We start from the raw sequence: 22,621 nt of genomic DNA, 5'->3' as shown, positions 1-22,621 counted from the left end.
CCGTTTCCCCCGCCGATCTCCTTGATCAGATCCACAAGAGCGGCGGTGCCTTCGGTCCGTTCCATCGGCGGGCGTTCGATCGAGCCTTCGACGGTGATTGTCGTGCCTTCCACGTCCGGCACGGCGCAGATCTCCCGGATTTTCCGGTCGAGCGGTTCGGCCTGGGAGAGCTTCGTCGTCCGGATGTCGACATAGGCGACCGCTTCCGGCGTGACGACGTTTGTCGCGTCCCCGCCTTCGATGATGCCGGCATTGACGGTGATGCCTTCGTTGTAATCGGTGAGCGCATGGAGCTTGATGATCTTGTGCGCGAGTTCCTCGACGGCGCTCCTGCCTTTTTCCGGCTCGATTCCCGAGTGGGCCGCAACGCCGTGGACGCGGATGGCGTATTCCCCGCCTCCTTTTCGGCCGCTGACGAGAGAGCCGTCCTTGCGGGCAGGTTCCATGATGAGGGCCGCCTTTTTCCCTTTGGCGTGTGCCTCGATCATCGGCCGGCTTGTGATCGAGCCGATCTCCTCATCGCTCGTGAGCAGGATTTCGACATTGCGGATGCCCGCCCCTCCTTCCGACGAAATGGCTTTCATCGCATAAAGGAGGGAAACGAGGCTCGCCTTCATGTCCACAACTCCGGGACCGTGCGCGTTTCCGTTCTCGATGGAAAACGGCCGCACAGCCGCCGTTCCGTCCCGGAAAACAGTATCCATATGGGCCACGATCAAGATTTCAGGATTCGTCCCGTCCGGATGGCGAATGACGAGATGATCACCCTGGATCTCCTGGCTGATCGTCTGGACATCGAAGCCGAGTGCCGCATATTCGTCTTTCAGAATTTGGCCGATCCGGTCGATTCCCGCTTTGTTCCGGGAACCTGAGTCGATGTTGACGAGCTGCTCGAGCAGACCGAGCATTTCCTCCTGCCGTTGTTCGAGAAATTCCTTCATCCCGTTCACTCCAATCGGTTGTTTAAGTGTTTCCACTTTTCATTATAACATCCCGCAGCCGGTGCCCGACCTGCATCGTATGCAGCAGAAGAGAAACAACAGAACAATCGGCAAAGAAAATCTTTCGACAAAAATCGACTTATCCAGACGCTGTGGATAACTTCGTCAACACTGTCCACACCGTTAATTGGCGTTCCCCATCCGGTTTACACAAGCCATCCACAAGTTATCCACCGGTTTTTGTGGATAACGGAACGGTTGTTCCCTCTCCGGTTGTCTGCTAAAGTAGAAATTGCAACGGGCAATCCCTTGATTTGCAACGCGGAGGTGAGATCTGTGAATAAGCTGACAGATGAACTATTGTTTGAGACTTACATCACGGCGATCGCTCATGGAATCAATCAATGCTTCATCCTCCTTCTTGAGAAAGAAATGATGCGCCGGTCCCTTTCCGGAGGGACGGTCACATCCTGATTCCGGCGGTGCTTCGCGGCTTCATTGCCGCCAGCCTGCCTGATAGATTTCGAACAGCAAGAAGCGGACCGGAAATCCATCCGGCCCGCTTTTTTTCATCCGACGACCTGTTCGCCCTTTTTCCATACTTTCTCGACATGGTTCACGCCGAACAGATATTGCAGTTCCTGATAGTTCTTCACGTCCCACATGACGAGGTCGGCCTGCTTTCCTTCTTCGACCGAGCCGACCTTGTCCTGCATGTCGATCGCACAGGCGGCGTTCAGCGTTGCGGCGACGAGTGCTTCCGCAGGCGTCATCCGCATCGAGATGCAGGCGAGGTTCATGACGAGCGGCATCGAGGTCGTCGGCGACGAGCCCGGATTGCAGTCGGTCGAGACGGCAACAGGCACTCCGGCGTCGATCATCGCCCGTCCCCTGGCCGCTTCTTCCCGCAGATACAGGGCGGTCGCCGGCAACAGGCAGGCGATCGTGCCCGCCGCCGCCATCTTCTCGATCCCTTCATCCGAAGCCTTCAGCAAGTGCTCCGCCGAAATCGCCCCGACTTCCGCCGCAAGCTCGGCGCCTCCGTACGGCTCGATCTCGTCGGCATGGATTTTCGGGACGAGGCCGTGTTCCTTTCCGGCTTCGAGGATCCTCTTTGATTGCCCGGGCGTGAACACGCCGACTTCGCAGAACACATCATTGAAGACGGCCAGCCCTTCCCCGGCCACCGCCGGAAGCATTTCCTTGATGAGCAGGTCGACGAACTCCTCTTCCCGGCCTTTGTAATCAAGCGGCACGGCGTGTGCCCCCATGAACGTCGGAACGAGGTCGACCGGATGCCGCTCGTTCAGTTCCTTTGCGACCCGGAGCTGCTTGAGCTCGGTCTCCAGGTCCATCCCGTAACCGCTTTTCCCCTCGACCGTCGTGACTCCGTGTGCGAGGAATGAATCGAGCCTGCGCGCGGACTGCTCGAACAGTTCTTCTTCCGTCGCTTCGCGGGTCATGCGCGCGGTTGCATGGATGCCGCCGCCCGCATTCATGATTTCCATGTAAGTGGCGCCTTCCAGCCTCATCTCAAACTCTTTTTCCCGGCTTCCGCCGTAGACGACATGCGTGTGCGGATCGATGAGGCCCGGCGTGACGAGCCTGCCGCTCGCATCGACGATCTCCGCCTCCCCCGCGCGTTCCGCGTAGCGCTCCTCAAGCTCCGCGGTCGTCCCGACGGCCCGGATCTTGCCGTCTTCCATCCAGACGCTGCCGTCTTCGATCAGTCCGAGATCGGACATGCCTTCCCTGATCCGCGGTGCCGTCCCGCCTGCGATGGTCGCCAGCTGGGCGGCATGCTTGATCCAGATCGGCTTGTTATCCATTAAGAATCTTCCCCTTTCAACATCGGGATCCGGACGCCCTTTTCGCGTGCCGTCCGGATCGCCAGGTCGTACCCTGCGTCGGCGTGCCGGGCGATGCCCATTCCCGGGTCGGTCGTCAGCACGCGTTCGAGGCGCGCCTCCGCCTCCTTCGTCCCGTCTGCGACGATGACCATCCCGGCGTGCTGAGAATAGCCCATGCCGACGCCGCCTCCGTGGTGGACCGATACCCATGTCGCTCCGCCGACCGCATTCACGAGCGCATTGAGGATCGGCCAGTCCGACACGACGTCCGAGCCGTCCTTCATCGATTCGGTCTCGCGGTTCGGAGATGCGACAGAACCCGAGTCGAGATGGTCCCGGCCGATCACGATCGGCGCCTTCAGTTCGCCCGAAGCGACCATATCGTTGATGATCTTGCCGAACCGCGCCCGCTCCCCGTAGCCGAGCCAGCAGATCCTCGACGGCAGTCCCTGGAACGCGATCTTTTCCTGCGCCATCCGGATCCAGTTGCACAGATGCTCGTTGCCGCTGAATTCGCGCAGGATCACTTCATCCGTTTTCCGGATGTCCTCCGGGTCGCCGGAGAGCGCGACCCAGCGGAAGGGCCCTTTGCCTTCACAGAACTGCGGCCGGATATACGCCGGGACGAATCCCGGGAAGTCGAATGCCCTGTCGACGCCTTCGTCTTTCGCGACCTGGCGGATATTGTTTCCGTAGTCGAATGTGACGGCCCCTTTATCCATCATGCCGATCATCGCCCGGACATGTTTGGCCATTGATTCCTGGGCCTTCCGGACGACGAGTTCCGGATCCGTCTCGCGGAGCCGTGCCGCTTCTTCCAGGCCCATGCCCTCCGGCAGATAGCCGTTCAGCGGATCGTGTGCGGACGTCTGGTCGGTCAGGACATCCGGAATGAAACCGCGGTCCAGCAGTTCCGGCAGGATGTCCGCCGCATTCCCAAGAAGTCCGATCGACAGGGCTCGGCCGTCCCTCTTCGCTTCTTCCGCCAGGCGGATCGCTTCGTCGATAGAATCGGTCTTCCGGTCGAGATAACGTGTTTCAATCCGCCGGTCGATCCGGCTTTCGTCCACTTCGATGCCGATGCACACTCCGCCCGCCATCGTGACGGCAAGCGGCTGGGCGCCGCCCATGCCGCCGAGACCCGCGGTGAGCGTAATCGTGCCTTTCAGCGAGCCGCCGAAATGCTGCTTTGCGAGCTCTGCGAATGTCTCGTACGTCCCCTGCACGATGCCTTGCGAACCGATATAAATCCAGCTGCCCGCCGTCATCTGCCCATACATCATGAGTCCGCGCTTGTCGAGCTCATGGAAGGTGTCCCAGTTTGCATATGCCGGCACGATATTTGAATTGGCGATGAGCACGCGCGGCGCGTCGGCATGTGTCCGGAACACCGCCACCGGCTTCCCGTTCTGGATGAGAAGCGTCTCATCGTTCTCCAGATTTTTCAGCGACTCGACGATCGCATCGAACGCCTCCCAGTTTCGCGCCGCTTTGCCGATCCCCCCGTAGACGACAAGCCGGTCGGGGTGCTCCGCCACATCCGGATGGAGATTGTTCATGAGCATCCGGAGCGCCGCCTCCTGCAACCACCCTTTCGTATGCAGCTCCGTCCCCGTGTACGCTTTCACCTTCTCGGCCGCAATTGATTTCGTATCCGCTTTCATTTCCATCCCCCTCCCTTTCTTCCATTGTACAATGAATGTTTGCAAGGTTCAGCCATCAGACGGGAATGATCAGCGTGGTGGTGCTTTAGAGGGGTGAACCGCAGCCGGCGGCAAGGAAAAGCCGTGGCTCTGCAATCCGGCATTGACCACGGTATAATAAGGACAGAGAGCAAGAACGAAAGGAAGGATCCTCATGGATGAAAAGAATCTTAAAATGATTTGCGACTTGGAGACCGGCGTCTGCAAGCCGGCGGATGGTGAAGAGACGCCGAAGTCCGGGCTGATCGATCTGTCGGCTGCGCCGGAAACGAAAAATGATGAGGAGTCAAAGAAAGACGAGGAAAACGGAGAGGCGCGCTGACGCCGCTCCGTTTTTGATTTGGACGGACAGGCCCTTTTGAAACTATTCCGACATGTTATCCGTATCTAAGAATAACAGGAAACGGCGCACGGCCGTTTCCGGATTGGACGGAGGTGCAGAGGATGAGGCGTTGGACCGTTTTTTTATCCGCCGTGGCGGCGGTCTTTCTCGTGCTGTTGTTGCCAAACCCGGCACTGGCAGCGGATTACGAAATCACCGAGAGTGTGATCGATGCACAGGCAGGCGAAGATGGCCTGGTGAATGTGAAAGAGTTCCACACATACAGTTTCAGCGGCAAGTTCAACGGCATCACCCGGGAGCTTCATCCGATGGCCGGGACAAAGATTCTGGACGTCGCCGGGTTTGAAGACGGCAGACCGCTGAAGACCGAGCGGGACGGCAACCTGTACAAAGTTCACCGCAGCGGGAAAAATGAGACCGTCACCGTCGAATTGCACTATACGATTGCAGATGCGCTCAGCAAGCACGAGGATGGAGTCGAATTCATTTGGCCATTTTTTGACGACAGGAACGAATCCGACTATGAAAAGATGACGATCTTTGTCCGCCCCCCTTCCCCTTCTTCGAACACGGAGGCCCTCGGCTACGATGCCTTGTATCGTTCTGAAAAAGTGGAGCCGGACGGGACTGCGCGGTTCGGTCCGGTGCGGGTGAAGTCAGAGAAAAACGGGGATGTCCGGGTCGTATTCGACGCCGCACTGTTCCCGGGGCTGGCCGCGTCCGGCGGCACGGTCCGCGACGGGCTGGCAGCTGACCGGACTCGGCTCGCGGAAGAAGCGGCTGCCGCCGAAAGAAGACACGAGACGGCAATAAAAGCCGGCAACATCGTGTTGCCGATTGCGGGTGCGCCCCTGTTGTTTGTTTTCATCAGGGAATGGCTCATCGCAAAAAGGAAAAAAGAAGAGGCACGCCGGGAAGCGGCACTTGACCGGCTCGAGGTTCCGCAAACCGCGCTCAGCATGCCGGCCGTTCTCCAGTTCACCTCTACCGGCGGTGTGCCACAGGCCGAGTGGCTGTCCGCCTCCCTTCTGGACCTGATACGCAAAGGGCTGGTTGTCCAGCTGTCCGATGAGCTATTCGAACGGACGGACCGGCTCGCCGGGGAAGATCACGAGCAGATCCTGCTTGATCTCTTCTTCCGGGTGCTCGCTAATCCCGAAGGTCGGCTCGACCTTTCCCGTCTCGGGGAACTCACCCAGTCCGAGCAGCAGGCCGACAGCTACGAAGCAAAAATGGCGGAATGGGCGGCCTTGGTGGACGTGGAAGTGAAAACCGCCGGCCTGAAGGAAAAGCGGCCCCTGACCCGGACCATCCTGTCCTCGGTCGGCGTGATGCTGGTCGGACTCGCTATTTATTTCGGCATTGCCGAAGCGTTCGTCCATGTGCTCATCGCGGGACTGCTCGCCTTTATCCTGTTCGTCACCGCCGCCCTCCTGAAACCGCTCACGCCGGAAGGCCACCTCATTCGGGCCGGATGGAACGCCTTCTCGGAACAGTTCGGGAAGCTGGATCCGGAGGAGTGGCGGACCCTTCCGCAAGACGACCGTCTCCGCGGCTATATTTACGCGGTTGGCATGAAAGACAAACATCTCGGCACCCAGTTCTCCGAGTTCTCCTCTCTGGAGCGCCGGACGCCAAGCGGAACCGCGGCCGTCTACGCGGATCCGTTCGTCATGACCCACGCCTTCTCCATCGCCGGGTCGAATGTTGCCCAGCACTCGACCAGCGCCTCTTCTTCCGGAACCAGCGCCGGTGGAGGAGCCGGCGGCGGAGGCGGCGGATCCGGTGCATTCTAAGTCAAATCCCCTCCGGCCGGTCGAATCGGCTGGAGGGGATTTTCGGATTTGTGATTGAGACTGCGGAACGTTGCGTATCTCTTGGAAAACGTTGCGTATCTCTGGCAAAACGTTTCGTATCTTTGCGGAAACGTTGCGTATCTTCGTCAATACGTTTCGTTTCTCCATATTCTCCGTTTCAGCCCATCAGTTCATCAAACTGATCGACGGTTTTCATCGGACCGCCGAACACCCGGGTGTTCCATGTCTCTTCGATATACACATCGGCGAGCGTCCGGAAGCGGCCGCCTTCCCGCTCCGCCCATTCGAGCGCCACGACTCCCTCATACACGTGGGCCATGCGCTTGGCGAGCCCTTTCGCCTCGTATGTCTGAAGCGGATCGTCCAGCCCGGCGAACGTCATAAGATCTGCGGACAATGAATCCATCACGTGCTCGACGGTTTCCTTGGCAGCGCCGGAAATCCCGCCGATCCGGGCGTTCATTTCCTCGATGAACAGCTCGTGGGCCGCGTATTTTTTCACGAGCCGCTGTAGCTCGAGGCCTAGGATATTGGCGGTGCCTTCCCAGACGGTGAGCACCTGGGCATCCCGGAGCAGGCGCGGCGTCACGAAGTCTTCGATATAGCCGTTGCCGCCGTGCATTTCGATCGCCTCGTGGGTGAAGCGGATCGCCTCTTCGGCGGTCTCTTTTTTTAGGAGGGCGATATAGAGCCGGTTCAGCACCTGTTCGCGCTCCGTCGCTTTTCCGTCGGCCACTTTCTGATAGAGATCGATCAGGTCGAACACCGACAGGAGCTCCGCGTTCAGCTTTGCCGACATTTTGCCGAGCGTATCCCGGACCATCGGGTAATCGGTGAGCCGGCGGCCGAATGCATTCCGGCGGGCCGCGTAATCGTGCGCTTCATCGAGCGCCCGGCGCATGATGCCGACCGACGCGACGGCGTTGCAGATGCGCGACAGATTGAGCGCTTCCATCATGTAATAAAACCCTTTCGCCGGGTCTCCGACGACGAACGCTTCCGCCCCGTCGAATTCCACTTCTCCGGAAGGCACGGCCCGAACGCCGAGCTTGTCCTTCAGCCGGCGCACCCTCAGTCCGTTCAGGCTGCCGTCTTCTTTTTTCCACGGAACGGCGAACAGCGATAGACCGCGCGGCCCCGCGCCGGCGCCCTCGATCCGGGCAAGGACCATGGCGACGCCGGCCATTCCGGCATTCGACGCGAAGTATTTCTCCCCATAGATCCAGTACCGGTCTCCTTCTTTCACTGCCCGGACGAGGTTCGCCCCGACGTCCGATCCGCCTTGCCGCTCGGTGAGGAACGTGGCCCCTTCATACAATTCCGTCTCACCCGTTGAGCAGACATGCGGCAGGAACCGCGCTTTCAGAGCGTCATCGGCGTAATGGTCGAGCAGATAGGCGGTCGCCATCGAAAGCGTCACCGGGCAATAGAACCCCGGCTCCGCTTCTGAAAGCAGATAGCCCTGAGCGAAGCTGTACGTGTAGTTCCCTTTGCGGCCAAGTTCGAGGATTTCCTTATGGACATACCCGACGATCCCCTCCCCGTACGTCTCTTTCACGGTCTGCCGGTAGCCTTCATTCACCCACACTTCGGAAATCTCTTCACCGTACCGGTCGAACGGGATGAGCTTCGGCTGGCCGTCCCGGTCGGTGTGTCGGGCGCGTTCGTCGATTTCATTCAGCACCCGGTCCCCGAACCGGTCGAGTTCTTTTTCGGCATAGGCGAACAATTCGGGATCGAGCCGTTCCCGGAGAATGGCCTGCAGCGTCCGGTCCCCCCGCCAGGCGTTCGGCCGGTCCTCTTTCCTTCCTTCCGCCAGCACAGCCGGTTTCTTCTTTGTTTCCCGGATCAAACTCATGTTGTCTCCACCCTTTCCTTCAGGACTTGCTTCAGGATTTTGCCCGATGCGTTTCTCGGCAATTCATCCAGCTGTTCAAACAGGCGAGGCACTTTATACGAAGCGAGTCGTTTTGCAAGATGGGCTTTCAGCGCTTCCGGATCGATTTCTCCTTCGGCCGCATAGACCGCCTTCACCGTTTCTCCCCACTCCGGATGAGGCACGCCGAACACGGCCGTTTCCCGGATGCCCGGGAAAACGAGGATCGCTTCCTCGATCTCTTTCGGATAAATGTTGACGCCGCCCGAGATGATGAGGTCTTTCTTCCGGTCGACGACCCAGATGTAGCCGTCCTCATCAAACTTCGCAAGGTCGCCCGTCTTCAGCCAGCCGTCCTCAAGGAACGTCCCGGCCGTCGCTTCGTCATTGTTGTGGTAGCCGATCATCGTTCCTTCTCCCCGGAGCACGATCTCCCCGACAGCGCCGTCCTTCACGTCTTTCCCTTCGTCATCGACGATCCGGATTTCCGTGTAAAGGGCAGCCCGCCTGCCGATGCTTCCCGCCTTCTCCGCGTGCTCCGGCCCGAGCATGAGCGTCCCGCTCGGCCCCGCCTCGGTCAGGCCATATACACAGACGAGATTGTCCGTCCGGAACGCCTGCTGGACTTTCCGGACTTCCGGGGCCGAAAGCGGCGCGGAGCCGTAGATCCACCATTTCATCGATGACAGATCGGCCTCTCCGATCCCCGGATGTCCCGCCGTCAGCAAATAAGCGACCGGCGCGCCGAAGAAATGCGTCGTCCGCTCTTTTTCAACGGTATCCAGAAGGAGATCCGGCGTGAACGTCGGCGTCAGGACGAGCGTCGCGCCGACAGTTACACCCGCCATGAGGAACAGATGGAGCGGCGCCGAGTGGCTGAGCGGCATCATGATGAGCAGCCGGCTTTCCGGCTTCATTTCAAATTCCGTGCAGATCATGCTGGATACCGTGTGGATGTTTTTGTAGCTGAACAAGACGCCCTTCGGCTTCCCGGTCGTGCCGGATGTGTAGAGGATCGTGGATTCAGCCTCATCCGGCAAATCGCAGGCAACCGGTTCATCCGGTCCGCCTGCCAGTACGTCGGCAAAGCTTTCCCAGCCGGCCTCCGGTTCCCCCGTCTTGATTTTGACCTTCGGACCGGTAATGCCGCGGACCGCCCCGAACACGAGTTCATGGGCGATGATCCCGGCGGCGTCCGCGTCGGAAAGAATGTATTCCAGCTCCGCCCCGGCGAGCTTCACGTTGAGCGGCACGACGATTGCACCGACCCGCTGCACCGCGAAGTAAGCGGTTACAAATTCCGGAACGTTCGGCATGAACAGGGCCACCTTGTCGCCTTCCCCGATCCCCCTTTCCTTGAGTGCACCTGCCAGCCGGTCCGTCTCCCGGTCCAGCTCTTTCCAGGTGACCCTCCGTCCCATCCCGACAACCGCCTCCCCGTCCGCATACTTCCTCCCATTCAACGCCAGCATTTCAGAACTGTTCATCCTTGTTTCCCCCTTCCGTTTGATTTAGTTTCTCGGCAAACTCTCCGCGAAGCTCCACGATCTCTTCCCGGATCTCCTTCAACTCCCGAATCCGGTCGTCGATTTCCTTCAGCTTTTCATCACCATACCGGATGGTCCGCTCCAGCTGCGCCCGGCCGCTCCGGTCCTTGTCGAACAGGAGCACCATCTCCTTGATCTCGTCCAGCGAAAACCCATAACGCTTCCCCCGTGTAATCAGTTTCATCCGGACGACATCCGCCGTCGGGTACAGCCGCCGGCCCCCTTCCGTCCGCTCCGGATCCAGCAGGCCGAGCTCCTCGTAATACCGCAGCGTCCTTGAAGTGACCCCGAACTGCTCCGTCATTTCCCGGATTGTCTTCATACAACCTCCCTCCTCCGATCGCTTCTTCTCTTATTCTATACTTGACGTTGACGTAAACTTCAAGATTAATTTCAGAACATTTCGTTTAGTGTCCGGAAACGTTGTTTATCTTCGGCGAAGCGTTTCGTATCTTTTCGGAAACGTTGTGTATCTTTGGCGAAACGTTTTGTATCTTCGAAGAAACGTTTCGTATCCACGACAAAACCCCTCCTGCCGCTATGGCCGGAGGGGTCCGTCGGTTCAGCTGAAGAAAATCGTGCATACGATCGTGAGGAGGATTGCCGTCAATATATAAGCGACGGTAGCGACGGAGCCTTCCTTGTCGCTTTCCTCGAACAGTTTCGCCGCGCCGAATCCGTGCGAGGCGATGCCGATGGAAAGGCCGCGGGCGACGGGGTGTTTGATGCCGAGCCGGTCGAGGATCGGGATGCCGAGTACGGCCCCGCCGATGCCGGCGATCATGACGTAGACGATCGTCAGCGACGGGATGCCGCCGACCATGGCCGACAGTTCGATTGCGATCGGCGTCGTGGCGTTTTTCGGGATGACCGAACGGGTGACGTCGGGATCGGCGCCGAGCAGCATCGTGAGCCAGTAGGCGCTGAACAGGCCGAACAGGCCGCCGCCGAGAACACCCAGCAGAATCGGTCCGAAGTACTTCTTCACCATCGGCAAGTTGAAATACAGCGGATAGGCGAGCGAGACGACGGCCGGGCCGAGCAGCCAGTTCCACAGGTTTGCGCCTTTCATGTAGGTCTCATACGGGATTCCGGCAACGAGGAGCAGCGCCCCGATGAGAACGGTGGCCACGATGAGCGGCTGGAAATATGTCTTTTTGTATTTGCCGTATAAAAACTGGCCGAATGAATACGCGCCAAGCGTCAAGAGGCTGCCGAACAGCCAGAGGGAGACTTCCTTCATCGCGGCTCCCTCCTGTCCATGAAGCGCTGGAGCGCATAGGCGACGAGGGCGATCGTGGCAAGTGTGCTGAGGAGGACGGCCGGCACCGATACGACATTCCATGTCGCGAACAGGCCGAGGTACAGGATAATCGCCACTGTCGTCGGGATGAAAAACAGCGTGAAGTTCCGGATCAGGACCTGTGCGCCTTCCACATGCCGGTTGACCGGCAGATTTTTGAACAGGATGATGAAGGCGAGCAACAGAAGCATGCCGACGATGCTGCCGGGAATCGGCAGGCCGAGCCATTCCTTCATGCGCATCCCGAACAGATAAAACAGGAAGATCAAAACGAGTTGAAGCAGTCTTTTCATATAGATGAGTCATCTCCAGGCTTGCGGATTGAACACTTCTTTCCATTTTACGCCTCGGGACGGAACAGTCAAGGCGCTCCGGGCAATAAGTGCGTTCCGGTGCATGTACCGCAGCGGCTCCGGTACAATCAAACAAACGGGAATGGGAGGAATGATCGATGGATTTGAAGCTGAACGGAAAACGTGTGCTCGTCATGGCATCAAGCAAAGGGCTCGGCAAAGCGGTTGCCGCCGAGTTTGCACGGGAAGGGGCGGTCGTGTTCCTGACGAGCCGGAGCGAGGAGGCGCTTTCCGTGACGGCCGGTGAAATCAGGCGGGAGACGGGGAATGAAGAAATTCACTTCGCTCCATGCGACATGTCGTCCGCAAATGACATCACCCGGCTGTTCAAGACCGTCAGAAAGACGATCGGAGCGCCTGATATTCTGATCAACAACACCGGCGGTCCGAAAGCCGGCGGATTCGAAGGAGTGGAAGACGCGGACTGGATCCATGCATTCGAACAAAATCTCCTCAGCTACACGCGGACCATCCGGGAAGTCCTCCCTTCCATGAAGGAAAACGGCTGGGGCCGGATTATCAACATTTCATCTTCCTCGACAAAAGAAGTGATCGACGGGATCATCCTATCGAACACGATGCGCGTGGTCGGTCTGTCGAAGTCGCTTGCACGGGAAACGGCCGCGGACGGGATTCTCGTCAATACGGTCGGACCCGGAAGAATCGAGACGGACCGGATCATCGAGCTCGATTCGATCACGGCGGAAAAGCGGGGAATCCCTCTGGAACAGATCACCGAAGAGCAGCGGACCCGGATTCCGATCGGCCGGTACGGCAAGCCGGATGAATTCGCCCGTGCCGTCGTCTTCCTCGCCTCAGGCGCCAACACTTATCTCACCGGCCAATCCTTAGTCATCGACGGCGGGATGCTGAAGGCGCTTTGATTCTCTTGAAATGAACGGCTTTCCGCCGACGCGGAAGCCGTTTTTTCATGTTCGTCTTTCCGCAATCGGCCTGGCACGGCGGCCAAATGACGAACAACAGAACACGCAAGCCGTTTAACCATCCCCCAAACTCGAACGGCTCCTCCGGTTCCGTGATCTGATTCCGCTTGCAATCCGAACGATCCGCATAGCTATCCTGTTTCTTCCTTTGCCCGCCTGCCGTTCTTCTGTTAAACTAAAAAAGTTGCGGATTGTGAAGAATCTCACAAACATGAAAAGGAGCGTGGACAAACCCACTCAAACAAGGAGATGATCAAATGACTTCTCTGACCGTCAATGAAAAGACTGTACAGGAAGCAAATACAGACGATTATTCATTGGACCGCGTACCGCGTTCCGAACGGAAAATGGGATGGCTGAGCATTACGAACATCACGTTCGGCATCGCCACGGCGATCTTCTATTTTCAGATGGGAAGCGTGATGGCCCTTCAGTTCGGTGCCATCAATGCTCTGATTTCCTCCGCGTATGCCATCGTCGTCGCCGGCATCCTCGGCTCCTTCATCGCCTATTTCTCTGCGAAATCCGGCATGAACGTGAACCTGATGTCGCGCGGCGGCGGATTCGGCTATATCGGCGCCTCGCTCACATCTTTCATCTACGCCACGAACTTCATCATGTACTGTGCTTTTGAAGGACTGATCCTGGTCGCCGCCATCCATACGTTCCTCCCCTCCATCCCCGAATGGGCGCTCATCGTCTTTTTCGGCACTCTCGTCATCCCACTGAACTGGTTCGGCATCAAGCAGCTCGACAAGCTGCAGAAATGGTCGCTGCCGATCTTCTTCCTCTTTCTCATTGCGGCTATCGCATTCGCCGCCTTTACCCCGTCCGTCTACGGGGGACATTTTTGGGCTTACATGCCCGAAGGCGTTGAAGTCGGCGGCCGGGCACTGCTCATGTGCATCGGCATGCATCACGGGATCATGGGGCTCACCGCCCTGCTCGCTTCGGACTACACCCGGTTCATGAAGCCGGCCGATACAAAAATCGGGTCCATCGCAGTCGGCTTTATCCCCCAGATCTTCTGCTTCGGCGTCATGGGCGGCCTCGGCATCTGGTTCGGCGTCCGTCTCGGAGAAGCGAATCCGGGCATCTATATCGTCTTCCTTCTCGGAATCGGCGGTGCGCTGTTCACGATGCTGACCCAGCTTCGCATCAACGTTACGAACATCTACAGCGCTTCGCTCTCCCTTTCGAATTTCTTCGAAAACATGTTCCGCTTCACGCCCGGGCGCCGTTTCTGGGTCGTGATCGCCGGAGTTTCTGCGATGGCGCTCATGCTTGGCGGCATCGTCGACCACCTCGGAACGGCGATGACCTTCCAGGGCGTGTTCCTGCTTTCCTGGGCAGCGGTCCTCGTCACGGACGCCCTCGTCGTGAAAAAACTGCTTAAAATCGGCCCGGCTTATTACGAGGCGCGCCAGCAATACTTGTATAAATGGAATCCGGTCGGCACAGTTTCGCTCATCCTCGCCAGCGGACTCGGCACTATTGCCGCCCTCGGCTATATGGGCGTCTTTCTGGAAAGCACAGCTGCGTTTTTCGCCGCGGTCCTGGCCTCCCTCACGACCATTGCCATGGCGGTCGCGACAAAAGGCCGGTATTACTTGCAACGGGAACCGGCAGACGTTCCGAAAGAAGATTTCATTGCCTGAGCCGCATCCCGACGTGACCGCTTCTCCGCTCCGGAGCGGGTCTTCCAACCGCAATAGGAAAACCGCTCTCCCGAATCCCATCGGAAGAGCGGTTTTTCTTGTAAGAATCATTCTCCGCGGTAGCCGGTGTTCGCACGGACGGCTACTTCCGCAAAGCGGCGGGCGTCCTTTTCCTTCGACAGAACAGTCCCGAGCCAGCCGCCGAGGAATCCGAGCGGCACCGAGATGATCGCCGGGTTCGTGAGCGGGAAGAGCGGCTCCCCGACGAAGATCGCGGCTCCGGCTTCAGGGGACAGGACATTCGGGCTGACCGCCACGAGGACGAGCGCCGAGACAAGCCCGAAGACCATCGCCGTGAGGGCGCCGGAAGTGTTGAACCGCTTCCAGTAGATCGTGTAAAGAATCACCGGCAGATTCGCGCTTGCGGCCACGCAGAACGCGAGCGAGACGAGGAAGGCGACGTTCATCGTCTGGGCGAACAGGGCCAGGGCGATCGAGAAGACCGACACCCAGAGGGATGCCTGGCGGGCAGCCTTCATCTGTTGCTTTTCGGTCGCCTGGCCCTTCTTGATGATCTGGCCGTAGATGTCGTGTGCGAATGCCGAAGCGCCTGTCAGCACGAGTCCGGCCACGACGGCCAGGATGGTAGCGAAGGCGACGGCGGACACGAACGACATGAGGAGATCTCCGCCGAGTGCTTCGGCGAGGAGCGGAGCGGCCATGTTGCCGGCCGGGTTCGCCGCCATGATGGCGTCGTGTCCGACAAATGCGGCGGCCCCGAACCCGAGGAAGATGGTCAGGATATAGAAAATCCCGACGATCCACGTGGCCGTGACGACGGAGCTGCGGGCCGTCTTGGCGTCTTTCACTGTAAAGAAACGCATCAGGATATGCGGAAGACCCGCTGTTCCCAGGACGAGCGCGAGCATGAGCGAGATGGTGTCAAGCGGCACCGTATACTTCAGGCCCGGCTGCAGGAACGCCTCCCCGTGCGAGGTCGCTGTCTTCACTTCGGTGAACATCGTCGCAATGCTGAAGTCGAATTTCGCAAACACAAGGAATGCGATGACGACCGTGCCGAGCATGAGGAGGACCGCCTTGACGATCTGGACCCAGCTCGTCGCCGTCATGCCGCCGAACAGGACGTAGACCGTCATCATGACCCCGACGATGAGGACCGCGATCCAGTAATCGATGCCGAACAGAAGCTGGATGAGCGCCCCGGCACCGACAAGCTGTGCGATCATGTAAAAGATGACGATCGTAATCGTGCTGAGCGCTGCCGCCGCCCGGACCTTCTTCGAGTCAAACCGCGAGTTGATCATATCGGCGAGCGTGTATTTTCCGAGATTCCGGAGCGGCTCCGCGACGAGGAACATGACGACGAGATAAGCAATGAGGAATCCGATTGAATAGAAGAAGCCGTCAAATCCGAACAGCGCGATCATCCCCGCGATACCGAGGAACGAAGCGGCAGAAAGATAATCCCCCGCGATGGCGAGGCCATTCTGCCAGCCGGTGAGCCCCCCGCCGGCGGTATAAAACTCGCCGGCGTTCGTCGTGCGCTTCGCGGCCCACCAGGTGATGAACAAAGTCAGCAGGACAATGGACAGGAATAAAACAATGACGGTTGTGCTCATGCGCGATCCCCCTTCAGCTCCGTTTCGACGATTTCATCCGCCTCACGGTCGAACTTCTGGAATTTCTTAACGTACACGATGCAGAGCACCCACGTCATGACGAACTGGGCGGTCGCATAGATCCAAGCCCAGGAAATGTCCCCGACCGCCGGCCTTTCAAGCACATCCGTGTAAGAAGTCAAAATCGGCAGCATGAAATAAAATGCCAGGAAGAAAACCGTAAGCGGAACGATGAATTTCTTTTTCCGGGCAATCAGCCCCTTGAACTTCGGACTTTCGGCAACTGCTGTAAAATCCGTCCCTCCTGCATGATTGGGTGCTTCCCGCTGCCGTGCCTTCCGGACAGATCGGCTGTCCGTGTAAACGCTTCCAACTTTCATATGACTCTCCTCCTTCTTTTAGTCATCCAAGTGATATGGAAAGAATAGATTCATTTTAGCGTCAATAGAGTCAATATTCAAAAGGTTTTTTCACTTAATTTGGAATTGGTATAATAGTCGCACTTCATTTAGCCTGGCGGAAGGGTTTTCCGGCAATCCGGTGCCTGTGGCCGGTCCTTCCTGCCCATGGCATCGTAGTTTCCGTCTGACCGGCGACATTGCGGGAATCCAACCGTTTACATTTCCGCGAACGCGGGCATACAGTCATTAGGCAAAAAATGAAAGGGGTGACATCATGGACAACTTCAAGGACAAGATCGAAGGCCAGATGGACCAGTATGACTCCGAAGAAAAGGACCAGATTCTCGAGAACTTCAACCGCTTCAAGCAAGTCCTCGGCGATAAAGTCGAAAAAGGCGAGAAGATGGGACTCAGCGACGAACAGCTTGCCAAAGGTGCCGAACTAGTGGCCAATCACCTGGCCAAACACGAAGAACCCCGCAACCGCGAGCAGTACCTCCTTCAGCAGCTCTGGGAAGTCGGCGACAAAGATGAACAGCATCACCTCGCCCACATGCTCGTCAAACTCGTACAGAAAGACTGACCGCCGGAAAGTGAACCGGGGAGCCTCGCGCTCCCCGGTTTTTTCGCATTCTTTTCTTCCTTCTGTTGCCATTGACGAACGATGTCGGAATCTGTATGCTTTTTTAGAAATTTTCTAAACACTGAATGATCGAGGGGGAATCAGGGGGCATGGCAGACTTGAAATCGTTCATCGACCAGTATCTGTCCGAGCATAAAAATCACTTTGAACAAGTAAGCGAATATATCTATCACCACCCGGAAACACGGTTTGAGGAATACGAATCGTCAAAGTTCCTCGCAGACGAATGCGAAAAAGCCGGTTTCTCGGTTGAGCGCGGTGTCGGCGGAATTGAAACCGCATTCATCGGCACGTACGGCAAGGGAGCGCCGGTCATCGGTTTCCTCGGCGAGTTCGATGCACTGTCGGGTCTGAGCCAGGAACCGAATCTGGCCGAGCCCAAACCATGGGACCGCAATGTCGGGCACGGCTGCGGACACAATCTGCTCGGCACCGGTGCTTTCGCGGCAGCCTGTGCAGCGAAGGCCTACCTGGAGGAGAACAACTTGCCCGGCACAGTGAAATTCTTCGGATGCCCGGGAGAGGAAGGCGGATCCGGCAAAACGTTCATGGTACGCGAAGGCGTATTCGACGGTGTGGACCTCGCCCTCTCCTGGCATCCGTCCCCAGGCAATGCCATCATGTCGCTGTCATCGCTTGCGAACTACCAGGTCTTCTTCCGCTTCAAGGGGGTCCCATCCCACGCGGCGAACTCGCCGCATCTTGGCCGAAGTGCGCTTGATGCGGTCGAACTCATGAACGTCGGCGTCCAGTATCTCCGCGAGCACATCATCGATGCTGCCCGCATCCATTATGCCGTCACGAACACCGGCGGCATCTCGCCGAACGTCGTGCAGGCCGAAGCGGAAGTCCTCTACCTCATCCGCGCACCGAAAATTGCGCAGGTCGACGAGATTTACAAGCGGGTCATCAAAATCGCGGAAGGTGCGGCACTTATGACGGAGACCGAACTGGAAATCGAATTCAACAAAGCATGCTCGAACTACGTTCCGAACCGTGCCGCCGAACGGATCCTCTATGAAAGCCTGCAGGAAGTCGGCCCCGGAGAACCTACTGAGGAAGAAAAGACGTTCGCGAAAGCGATCCACGACTCGCTCACCGAAAGCGAACAGCAGGATGCCTTCAACGGCATGCGCGGCTTCGGCTACTTCGGCGACGGAAGCGAATACGAAGGCAAATACATCGCCGATACGGTCGGCCCGTACGTCGAAACCGATGAAGTGCTCGCCGGATCCACCGACGTCGGTGATGTCAGCTGGGTCGTCCCGACTGCGCAGCTCACCACGTCCACATCCGCAATCGGCACTCCTCTGCACACTTGGCAGATGACAAGCCAGGGACTTTCGACGAATGCCCACAAAGCGATGCTTCGTGCAGCCGCCTCAATGGGCCTCACCGGCATGAAAGTCCTGCAAAATCCGGAACTGCTGGAACCGGCCAAGAAGGAGTTCGCCGAATTCCAGAAAAAACACCCGTACACGAACCCGATTCCGGCCCATGTGAAGCCATCGAAGCTGAACGGCTGACCGGGCTTCCGGAGTACGGCCGGAAACAAACATATATATGAACGAATCGAGGGGAAATGATGGAAACTGCTAAAAAGGGGTTCTTCAACAAGTTTCTGAACGGTGTTGAAAAGGTCGGCAACAAATTGCCGGATCCGTTCATCCTGTTCGTCTATATGGCGCTTGGCGTCATCGTGCTGTCCTGGATCTTCAGCCTGTTCAACGCGCAGGTCACCCATCCGGGAACCGGCGAGACGCTTGACATTAAAAACCTGGCGTCCGGAGAGGGGCTTCGGTACATCGTCACATCGATGATCGAAAACTTTACCGGGTTCGCCCCGCTCGGCATCGTGCTCGCCATGATGCTCGGAATCGGGCTCACCGAGAAAGTCGGTATGCTCGACTACGCGATCCGCAAGACGATCATGAAATCGCCGCCTTGGCTGCTCACTTATTCCGTCGCCTTCGTCGGGGTCATGGGGAACCTCGCGTCTGACGCGGCCATGCTGCTCATCCCGCCGCTCGCAGCCATGGTCTTTTATAAGGTCGGACGGCACCCGCTTGCCGGGCTGGCGGTCGGCTATGCGTCTTCCGGTGCCGGATTCACCGCCAACCTGCTCATTGTCGGCACCGATGCCCTGCTTGCCGGTATTTCAACGGAAGCCGCAAAAATCATCGACGACACCATTGTCGTGACGCCTGCCGATAACTGGTACTTCAACATCGTTTCCGTATTCGTCATCACTTTCCTGGCCGGCTTCATCACATCCAAATTCATCGAGCCGCGCCTCGGCAAATATTCGGGCGAAGCGGTGGAAGTGGATGTTGAGGAAGACCCGCCGAATGCCGGCAAAGGCTTCCGCAATGCGATGATTGCCGCGCTCGTCTTCCTTGTCCTCGTGTATCTGTCGGTCGGCTTCTCCTGGAGCCCGCTCCGCAGTGAGGAAGGAAAAGTCATTCCTTCACCGTTTCTGACTGGAATCGTGCCGATCCTGCTGTTCCTGTTCCTGACCGTCGGGATCACATACGGGGTGACCGTCGGCAAGATCAAAAGCGGAAAAGACATCGCCGGGTATATGGCCGAGTCGATGAAGGACATGAGCGGTTATATCGTCCTCATCTTCGCCATTTCCCAGTTTATCGCCTACTTCAACTGGTCGAACATCGGAATCTGGGTCGCCGTCAACGGTGCCGAATTCCTGGAAAGCATCAACTTCACGGGAATCGGGCTGATTATCGGCTATATTATCTTCACGGCCCTGATGAACTTCCTTATCACATCGGGATCCGCAAAGTGGGCGCTTGAAGCGCCGATCTTCGTGCCGATGTTCATGCAGCTCGGCTACCACCCGGCTTTCACGCAAGCCGCCTACCGGATTGCGGACTCCTCGACGAACATCGTGACACCGCTCATGCCATACATGGTCGTCGTGCTCACATTCATGCAGAAATACGATAAAAAGGCCGGCATCGGGACGCTCATTTCCCTCATGCTCCCTTACTCGATGGCCTTCCTGATCGCCTGGATCATCCTGATCCTCATCTTCTTCTACGCGGGGATCCCGTTCGGGCCGGGCATCACGCCTTACATTTAAGAACAATCGCCTCCGGTCCGTTCGGAGGCGTTTATTTTAAACGAGAAAGGAAGGATCGCCATGCTAAATGAACAACTGAAAGCCGAATTGATCGATCGCCGGCGCGACCTGCACCGCCATCCGGAACAGGGATTTCTTGAAATGAGGACGGCCTCGATCGTCGCAACGGAACTTCTCCGGCTCGGCTTTGAGATCCGGACCGGCCTTGACGTCATGGACCGCGAGGCCGTCATGGGCAAGCCGTCCGACGAAGAAACAGCAGCTCACTTCGAGTGGGCGAAAGAGAACGGCGCCGATCCTCAGACTGTGGATCGATTCAAGGACGGCTACACCGGTATTGTCGCCGACTGGAAAACCGGCAGACCGGGCCCCGTCACCGTGTTCCGGGTCGACATGGACGCCCTGCCGATCACCGAATCCGACACCGATGACCACGTCCCCCGCCGGGAAGGCTTCCGGTCGATGAATGAAGGCTCGATGCATGCATGCGGCCATGATGCCCATACGACGATCGGCCTGGGCCTCGCCCGCCTCGTATCGGAAACTGCCGGGTCGCTTTCCGGCACGGTCCGCATTATTTTCCAGCCGGCGGAGGAAGGAACCCGAGGTGCGCGCTCAATGACGGAAGCGGGCGTCGTTGACGATGCCGATTTCTTCATCGCCACCCATGTCGGGACCGGTGTGCCGCACGGAACCTTCCTCGCCGCCTCGAACGGCTTTCTGGCAACATCCAAAATCGACGTAACATTTAATGGAGTCGCATCCCATGCAGGCGCAAAGCCGGAAGAAGGCCGCAATGCCCTGCTGGCCGCAGCGAACGCGGCGATTAATCTGCACGCCATCTCCCGGCATTCGGACGGAACGACCCGTGTCAACGTCGGCGAGTTTCATGCCGGTAGCGGCCGCAACGTCATCGCCGACCGCGCGGAAATGAAGATCGAAACGCGCGGCCAGAATGCGGACGTCAACGCATTCGTGAAAGAACAGGCCGAGCGCATCATCCACGGTGCCGCAGACATGTACGGCGTGGATGTTGAATTCCGCACGGTCGGCGAGGCGATCGACTGCAAATGTTCGGATGAGCTTGCCCGCACTTTGGCAGAAGTTGCTGCCGGTTCGGATTACGTCGATGCGGTCGTCCTTGAGGACAATGCATCCGCCGGCTCCGAAGACGCCACCTATTTCATGGAACGCGTGATCCGCAACGGCGGTGAGGCCACTTACTGCATCGCCGGCACCGACCTCGCCGCCGGACACCACAACGAACGGTTCGACATCAATGAAGAAACGATGTTCGCCGCGGTTGATGTTTTGTTCCGGACGGCGCTTCGGCTGAACGGCCGAAACTGATTTGCCGGTGTAAATAGAAAAAGGATGTGCTGCCGCCCCGGCAAGGGCCCTGCACATCCTTTTCTTATTCAAACAAAGAAACTTTTGGATCCTTACCGAGAGCCAGGAGCATCCCGTGAAGCTGGCCGCGGTGATGAGAAAAGTGGACAGCAATCTGAACAAGCCAGCCATATCGGGTGCAAGTGACACCCCACCAGGAAGTCGTTTTTTCTTCAAGTGAGGCGGCCGTGTATAAATCATAACGGCTTCGAAGATTATCTGCGGAACGGGTAAGCGCGGAGCGAATCTCCTCCAGGCTGTCCGGCCGGTTCGCCGTATAAAATGCCGCCATTTTCTCTTCGGATGCTTCATCGGAGATGAGAAGATCCGCTTCGCAGAGCAACGCCAAGTGCCCGAGCAATTCCCCGAGCGACCGTTTTCCCGGATACGGCCGGAAAACGAGATCCTGTTCCGCCAGCCCGTCCATCATTCCGGACACCGTGCCTTGCATGAAATCCAGCTGACGAAAAATCTGAGCACATTTCTCGTCCATCTTTATTTACCCGAAACGATCGTCTCGAGGCACACCCGCACGCCTCGCAACAGATCCTCATGGCTCCAACTCGGAATGCGGCCGTGCCGGATTCCGAGTTCGTGAGAGGCCGGAACGTGGATAAATCCGGACCGCATGCCCGGTCGTTCAGTCGCCGCGTAATGAAGACCGCCGAACATGACGTTATTGCACAAATATGTACCGGCCGTGTTCGATACTTCTGCAGGCAGGCCCGCCTCGATCAGCGCATTGACCATGTCCCGGACCGGAAGCGTGGAAAAGTAGGCATCCGGCGCGTCTTCATTGATCGGCTCATCGATTGGATGATTGCCGTCATTGTCCGGGGCACCGTCCTTGACATTGATCGCCACCCGCTCCGGCGTGATTTTATAACGCCCCCCTGCCAGTCCCAGCGACACGGTCACATCCGGATTGACTTCCCGGATCACGCCCATCAGCCGGGCCTCCGCCCGGTTGAAGTCGACCGGCAAAATGCGGCTGCAGATTTTATAATCCCCGATCATCGTCCCGTCCAGCTCCTCGGCCACCCGCATCGTCGGGTTCACCGGATAGTCCAGAAACGGCTCAAAGCCGGTCAGCAGAATCGTCTTCATCCCAAA

Annotated in this window: 22 protein-coding genes; 9 read left to right on the top strand and 13 right to left on the bottom strand. The window is 58.0% G+C overall.

Going from position 1 to position 22,621, the window contains the following annotated elements:
• The coding region (locus BN1189_RS08410) for a M20 family metallopeptidase (RefSeq protein WP_040227315.1) at positions 1–941 on the bottom strand (941 nt) is incomplete at its 3' end.
• A 336-nt stretch (positions 942–1,277) separates the two neighbouring features.
• Between BN1189_RS08410 and BN1189_RS15850 the strand changes: the two genes are divergently transcribed.
• Positions 1,278–1,415, top strand: a complete 138-nt coding sequence (locus BN1189_RS15850; RefSeq protein ID WP_143242281.1) for a sporulation histidine kinase inhibitor Sda — start codon at positions 1,278–1,280, stop codon at positions 1,413–1,415.
• Positions 1,416–1,510: 95 nt separating this feature from the next.
• Here BN1189_RS15850 and hutI read toward each other — a convergent pair whose 3' ends face one another.
• Positions 1,511–2,770 (bottom strand): imidazolonepropionase, encoded by a 1,260-nt coding sequence (gene hutI, locus BN1189_RS08400; RefSeq protein WP_040227313.1) that lies wholly within the window; start codon positions 2,768–2,770, stop codon positions 1,511–1,513.
• Complete coding sequence (gene hutU, locus BN1189_RS08395) at positions 2,770–4,455, bottom strand: urocanate hydratase (protein WP_040227342.1); 1,686 nt, start codon at positions 4,453–4,455, stop codon at positions 2,770–2,772. The genes hutI and hutU overlap by 1 nt, the downstream gene beginning before the upstream one ends.
• A 193-nt stretch (positions 4,456–4,648) precedes the next feature.
• Here hutU and BN1189_RS16085 point away from each other — a divergent pair, with 193 nt between their 5' ends.
• Together BN1189_RS16085 and BN1189_RS08390 are read left to right on the top strand one after the other, a co-directional pair.
• On the top strand, positions 4,649–4,816 hold the full coding sequence (locus BN1189_RS16085; RefSeq protein ID WP_179860934.1) for a hypothetical protein: 168 nt from the start codon (positions 4,649–4,651) through the stop codon (positions 4,814–4,816).
• A gap of 122 nt (positions 4,817–4,938) precedes the next feature.
• A complete protein-coding gene (locus BN1189_RS08390; protein WP_052455758.1) occupies positions 4,939–6,633 on the top strand; it encodes a DUF2207 domain-containing protein in 1,695 nt (564 codons plus the stop codon).
• Positions 6,634–6,811: 178 nt separating this feature from the next.
• On the opposite strand, the gene BN1189_RS08385 is transcribed toward BN1189_RS08390, so the two are convergent.
• From BN1189_RS08385 to BN1189_RS08365, 6 genes are all read right to left on the bottom strand, one after another.
• Positions 6,812–8,512 (bottom strand): acyl-CoA dehydrogenase family protein, encoded by a 1,701-nt coding sequence (locus BN1189_RS08385; protein WP_082194198.1) that lies wholly within the window; start codon positions 8,510–8,512, stop codon positions 6,812–6,814.
• On the bottom strand, positions 8,509–10,017 hold the full coding sequence (locus tag BN1189_RS08380) for a class I adenylate-forming enzyme family protein (protein ID WP_040227309.1): 1,509 nt from the start codon (positions 10,015–10,017) through the stop codon (positions 8,509–8,511). The genes BN1189_RS08385 and BN1189_RS08380 overlap by 4 nt, the downstream gene beginning before the upstream one ends.
• A complete protein-coding gene (locus BN1189_RS08375) occupies positions 10,004–10,399 on the bottom strand; it encodes a MerR family transcriptional regulator (RefSeq protein ID WP_040227308.1) in 396 nt (131 codons plus the stop codon). Before BN1189_RS08375 ends, BN1189_RS08380 begins: the two co-directional genes overlap by 14 nt.
• 71 nt (positions 10,400–10,470) lie before the next feature.
• Entirely contained in the window at positions 10,471–10,596 is a 126-nt protein-coding gene (locus tag BN1189_RS16495; protein ID WP_257125400.1) for a hypothetical protein, read from the bottom strand.
• A gap of 43 nt (positions 10,597–10,639) precedes the next feature.
• Entirely contained in the window at positions 10,640–11,320 is a 681-nt protein-coding gene (locus BN1189_RS08370) for an LrgB family protein (RefSeq protein WP_040227306.1), read from the bottom strand.
• On the bottom strand, positions 11,317–11,673 hold the full coding sequence (locus tag BN1189_RS08365) for a CidA/LrgA family protein (protein WP_052455757.1): 357 nt from the start codon (positions 11,671–11,673) through the stop codon (positions 11,317–11,319). The genes BN1189_RS08370 and BN1189_RS08365 overlap by 4 nt, the downstream gene beginning before the upstream one ends.
• Before the next feature lie 158 nt (positions 11,674–11,831).
• Here BN1189_RS08365 and BN1189_RS08360 point away from each other — a divergent pair, with 158 nt between their 5' ends.
• Positions 11,832–12,617, top strand: a complete 786-nt coding sequence (locus BN1189_RS08360) for an SDR family oxidoreductase (protein ID WP_040227304.1) — start codon at positions 11,832–11,834, stop codon at positions 12,615–12,617.
• A gap of 317 nt (positions 12,618–12,934) precedes the next feature.
• Positions 12,935–14,335 carry a purine-cytosine permease family protein gene (locus BN1189_RS08355; RefSeq protein ID WP_040227302.1) on the top strand — a complete coding sequence of 467 codons (1,401 nt, stop codon included), beginning with the start codon at positions 12,935–12,937 and terminating at the stop codon, positions 14,333–14,335.
• A 107-nt stretch (positions 14,336–14,442) separates the two neighbouring features.
• Here BN1189_RS08355 and BN1189_RS08350 read toward each other — a convergent pair whose 3' ends face one another.
• Together BN1189_RS08350 and BN1189_RS08345 are read right to left on the bottom strand one after the other, a co-directional pair.
• Positions 14,443–15,975: a solute symporter family protein gene (locus BN1189_RS08350; RefSeq protein ID WP_040227301.1), complete on the bottom strand. Its 1,533-nt coding sequence runs from the start codon at positions 15,973–15,975 to the stop codon at positions 14,443–14,445.
• Positions 15,972–16,355 (bottom strand): DUF485 domain-containing protein, encoded by a 384-nt coding sequence (locus BN1189_RS08345; RefSeq protein WP_040227300.1) that lies wholly within the window; start codon positions 16,353–16,355, stop codon positions 15,972–15,974. The genes BN1189_RS08350 and BN1189_RS08345 overlap by 4 nt, the downstream gene beginning before the upstream one ends.
• Positions 16,356–16,650: 295 nt before the next feature.
• On the opposite strand from BN1189_RS08345, the gene BN1189_RS08340 reads away from it, so the two are divergent.
• The 4 genes from BN1189_RS08340 to BN1189_RS08325 all read left to right on the top strand — a co-directional run bounded on the left by BN1189_RS08340 (position 16,651) and on the right by BN1189_RS08325 (position 21,469).
• Complete coding sequence (locus tag BN1189_RS08340; RefSeq protein ID WP_040227298.1) at positions 16,651–16,959, top strand: DUF3243 domain-containing protein; 309 nt, start codon at positions 16,651–16,653, stop codon at positions 16,957–16,959.
• A 149-nt stretch (positions 16,960–17,108) separates the two neighbouring features.
• Complete coding sequence (locus BN1189_RS08335) at positions 17,109–18,545, top strand: M20 family metallopeptidase (protein WP_040227296.1); 1,437 nt, start codon at positions 17,109–17,111, stop codon at positions 18,543–18,545.
• Positions 18,546–18,604: 59 nt separating this feature from the next.
• Positions 18,605–20,119, top strand: a complete 1,515-nt coding sequence (locus tag BN1189_RS08330) for an AbgT family transporter (protein ID WP_373604616.1) — start codon at positions 18,605–18,607, stop codon at positions 20,117–20,119.
• Between the two features lie 60 nt (positions 20,120–20,179).
• Entirely contained in the window at positions 20,180–21,469 is a 1,290-nt protein-coding gene (locus tag BN1189_RS08325; protein ID WP_040227294.1) for an amidohydrolase, read from the top strand.
• A gap of 64 nt (positions 21,470–21,533) precedes the next feature.
• Here the strand turns inward: BN1189_RS08325 and BN1189_RS08320 are convergent, their stop codons facing one another.
• Positions 21,534–22,001 (bottom strand): DinB family protein, encoded by a 468-nt coding sequence (locus BN1189_RS08320; protein ID WP_040227293.1) that lies wholly within the window; start codon positions 21,999–22,001, stop codon positions 21,534–21,536.
• A gap of 2 nt (positions 22,002–22,003) precedes the next feature.
• Positions 22,004–22,615, bottom strand: a complete 612-nt coding sequence (gene pcp, locus BN1189_RS08315; RefSeq protein ID WP_040227292.1) for a pyroglutamyl-peptidase I — start codon at positions 22,613–22,615, stop codon at positions 22,004–22,006.
• Positions 22,616–22,621: the final 6 nt, after the last annotated feature.

Origin of the sequence: Bhargavaea cecembensis, assembly GCF_000826125.2 — a bacterium.
Lineage (GTDB): Bacteria > Bacillota > Bacilli > Bacillales_A > Planococcaceae > Bhargavaea > Bhargavaea cecembensis_B.
The sequence above is the reverse complement of the archived record's forward strand: the minus strand, read 5'-3'. Positions and strand labels throughout refer to the sequence as shown.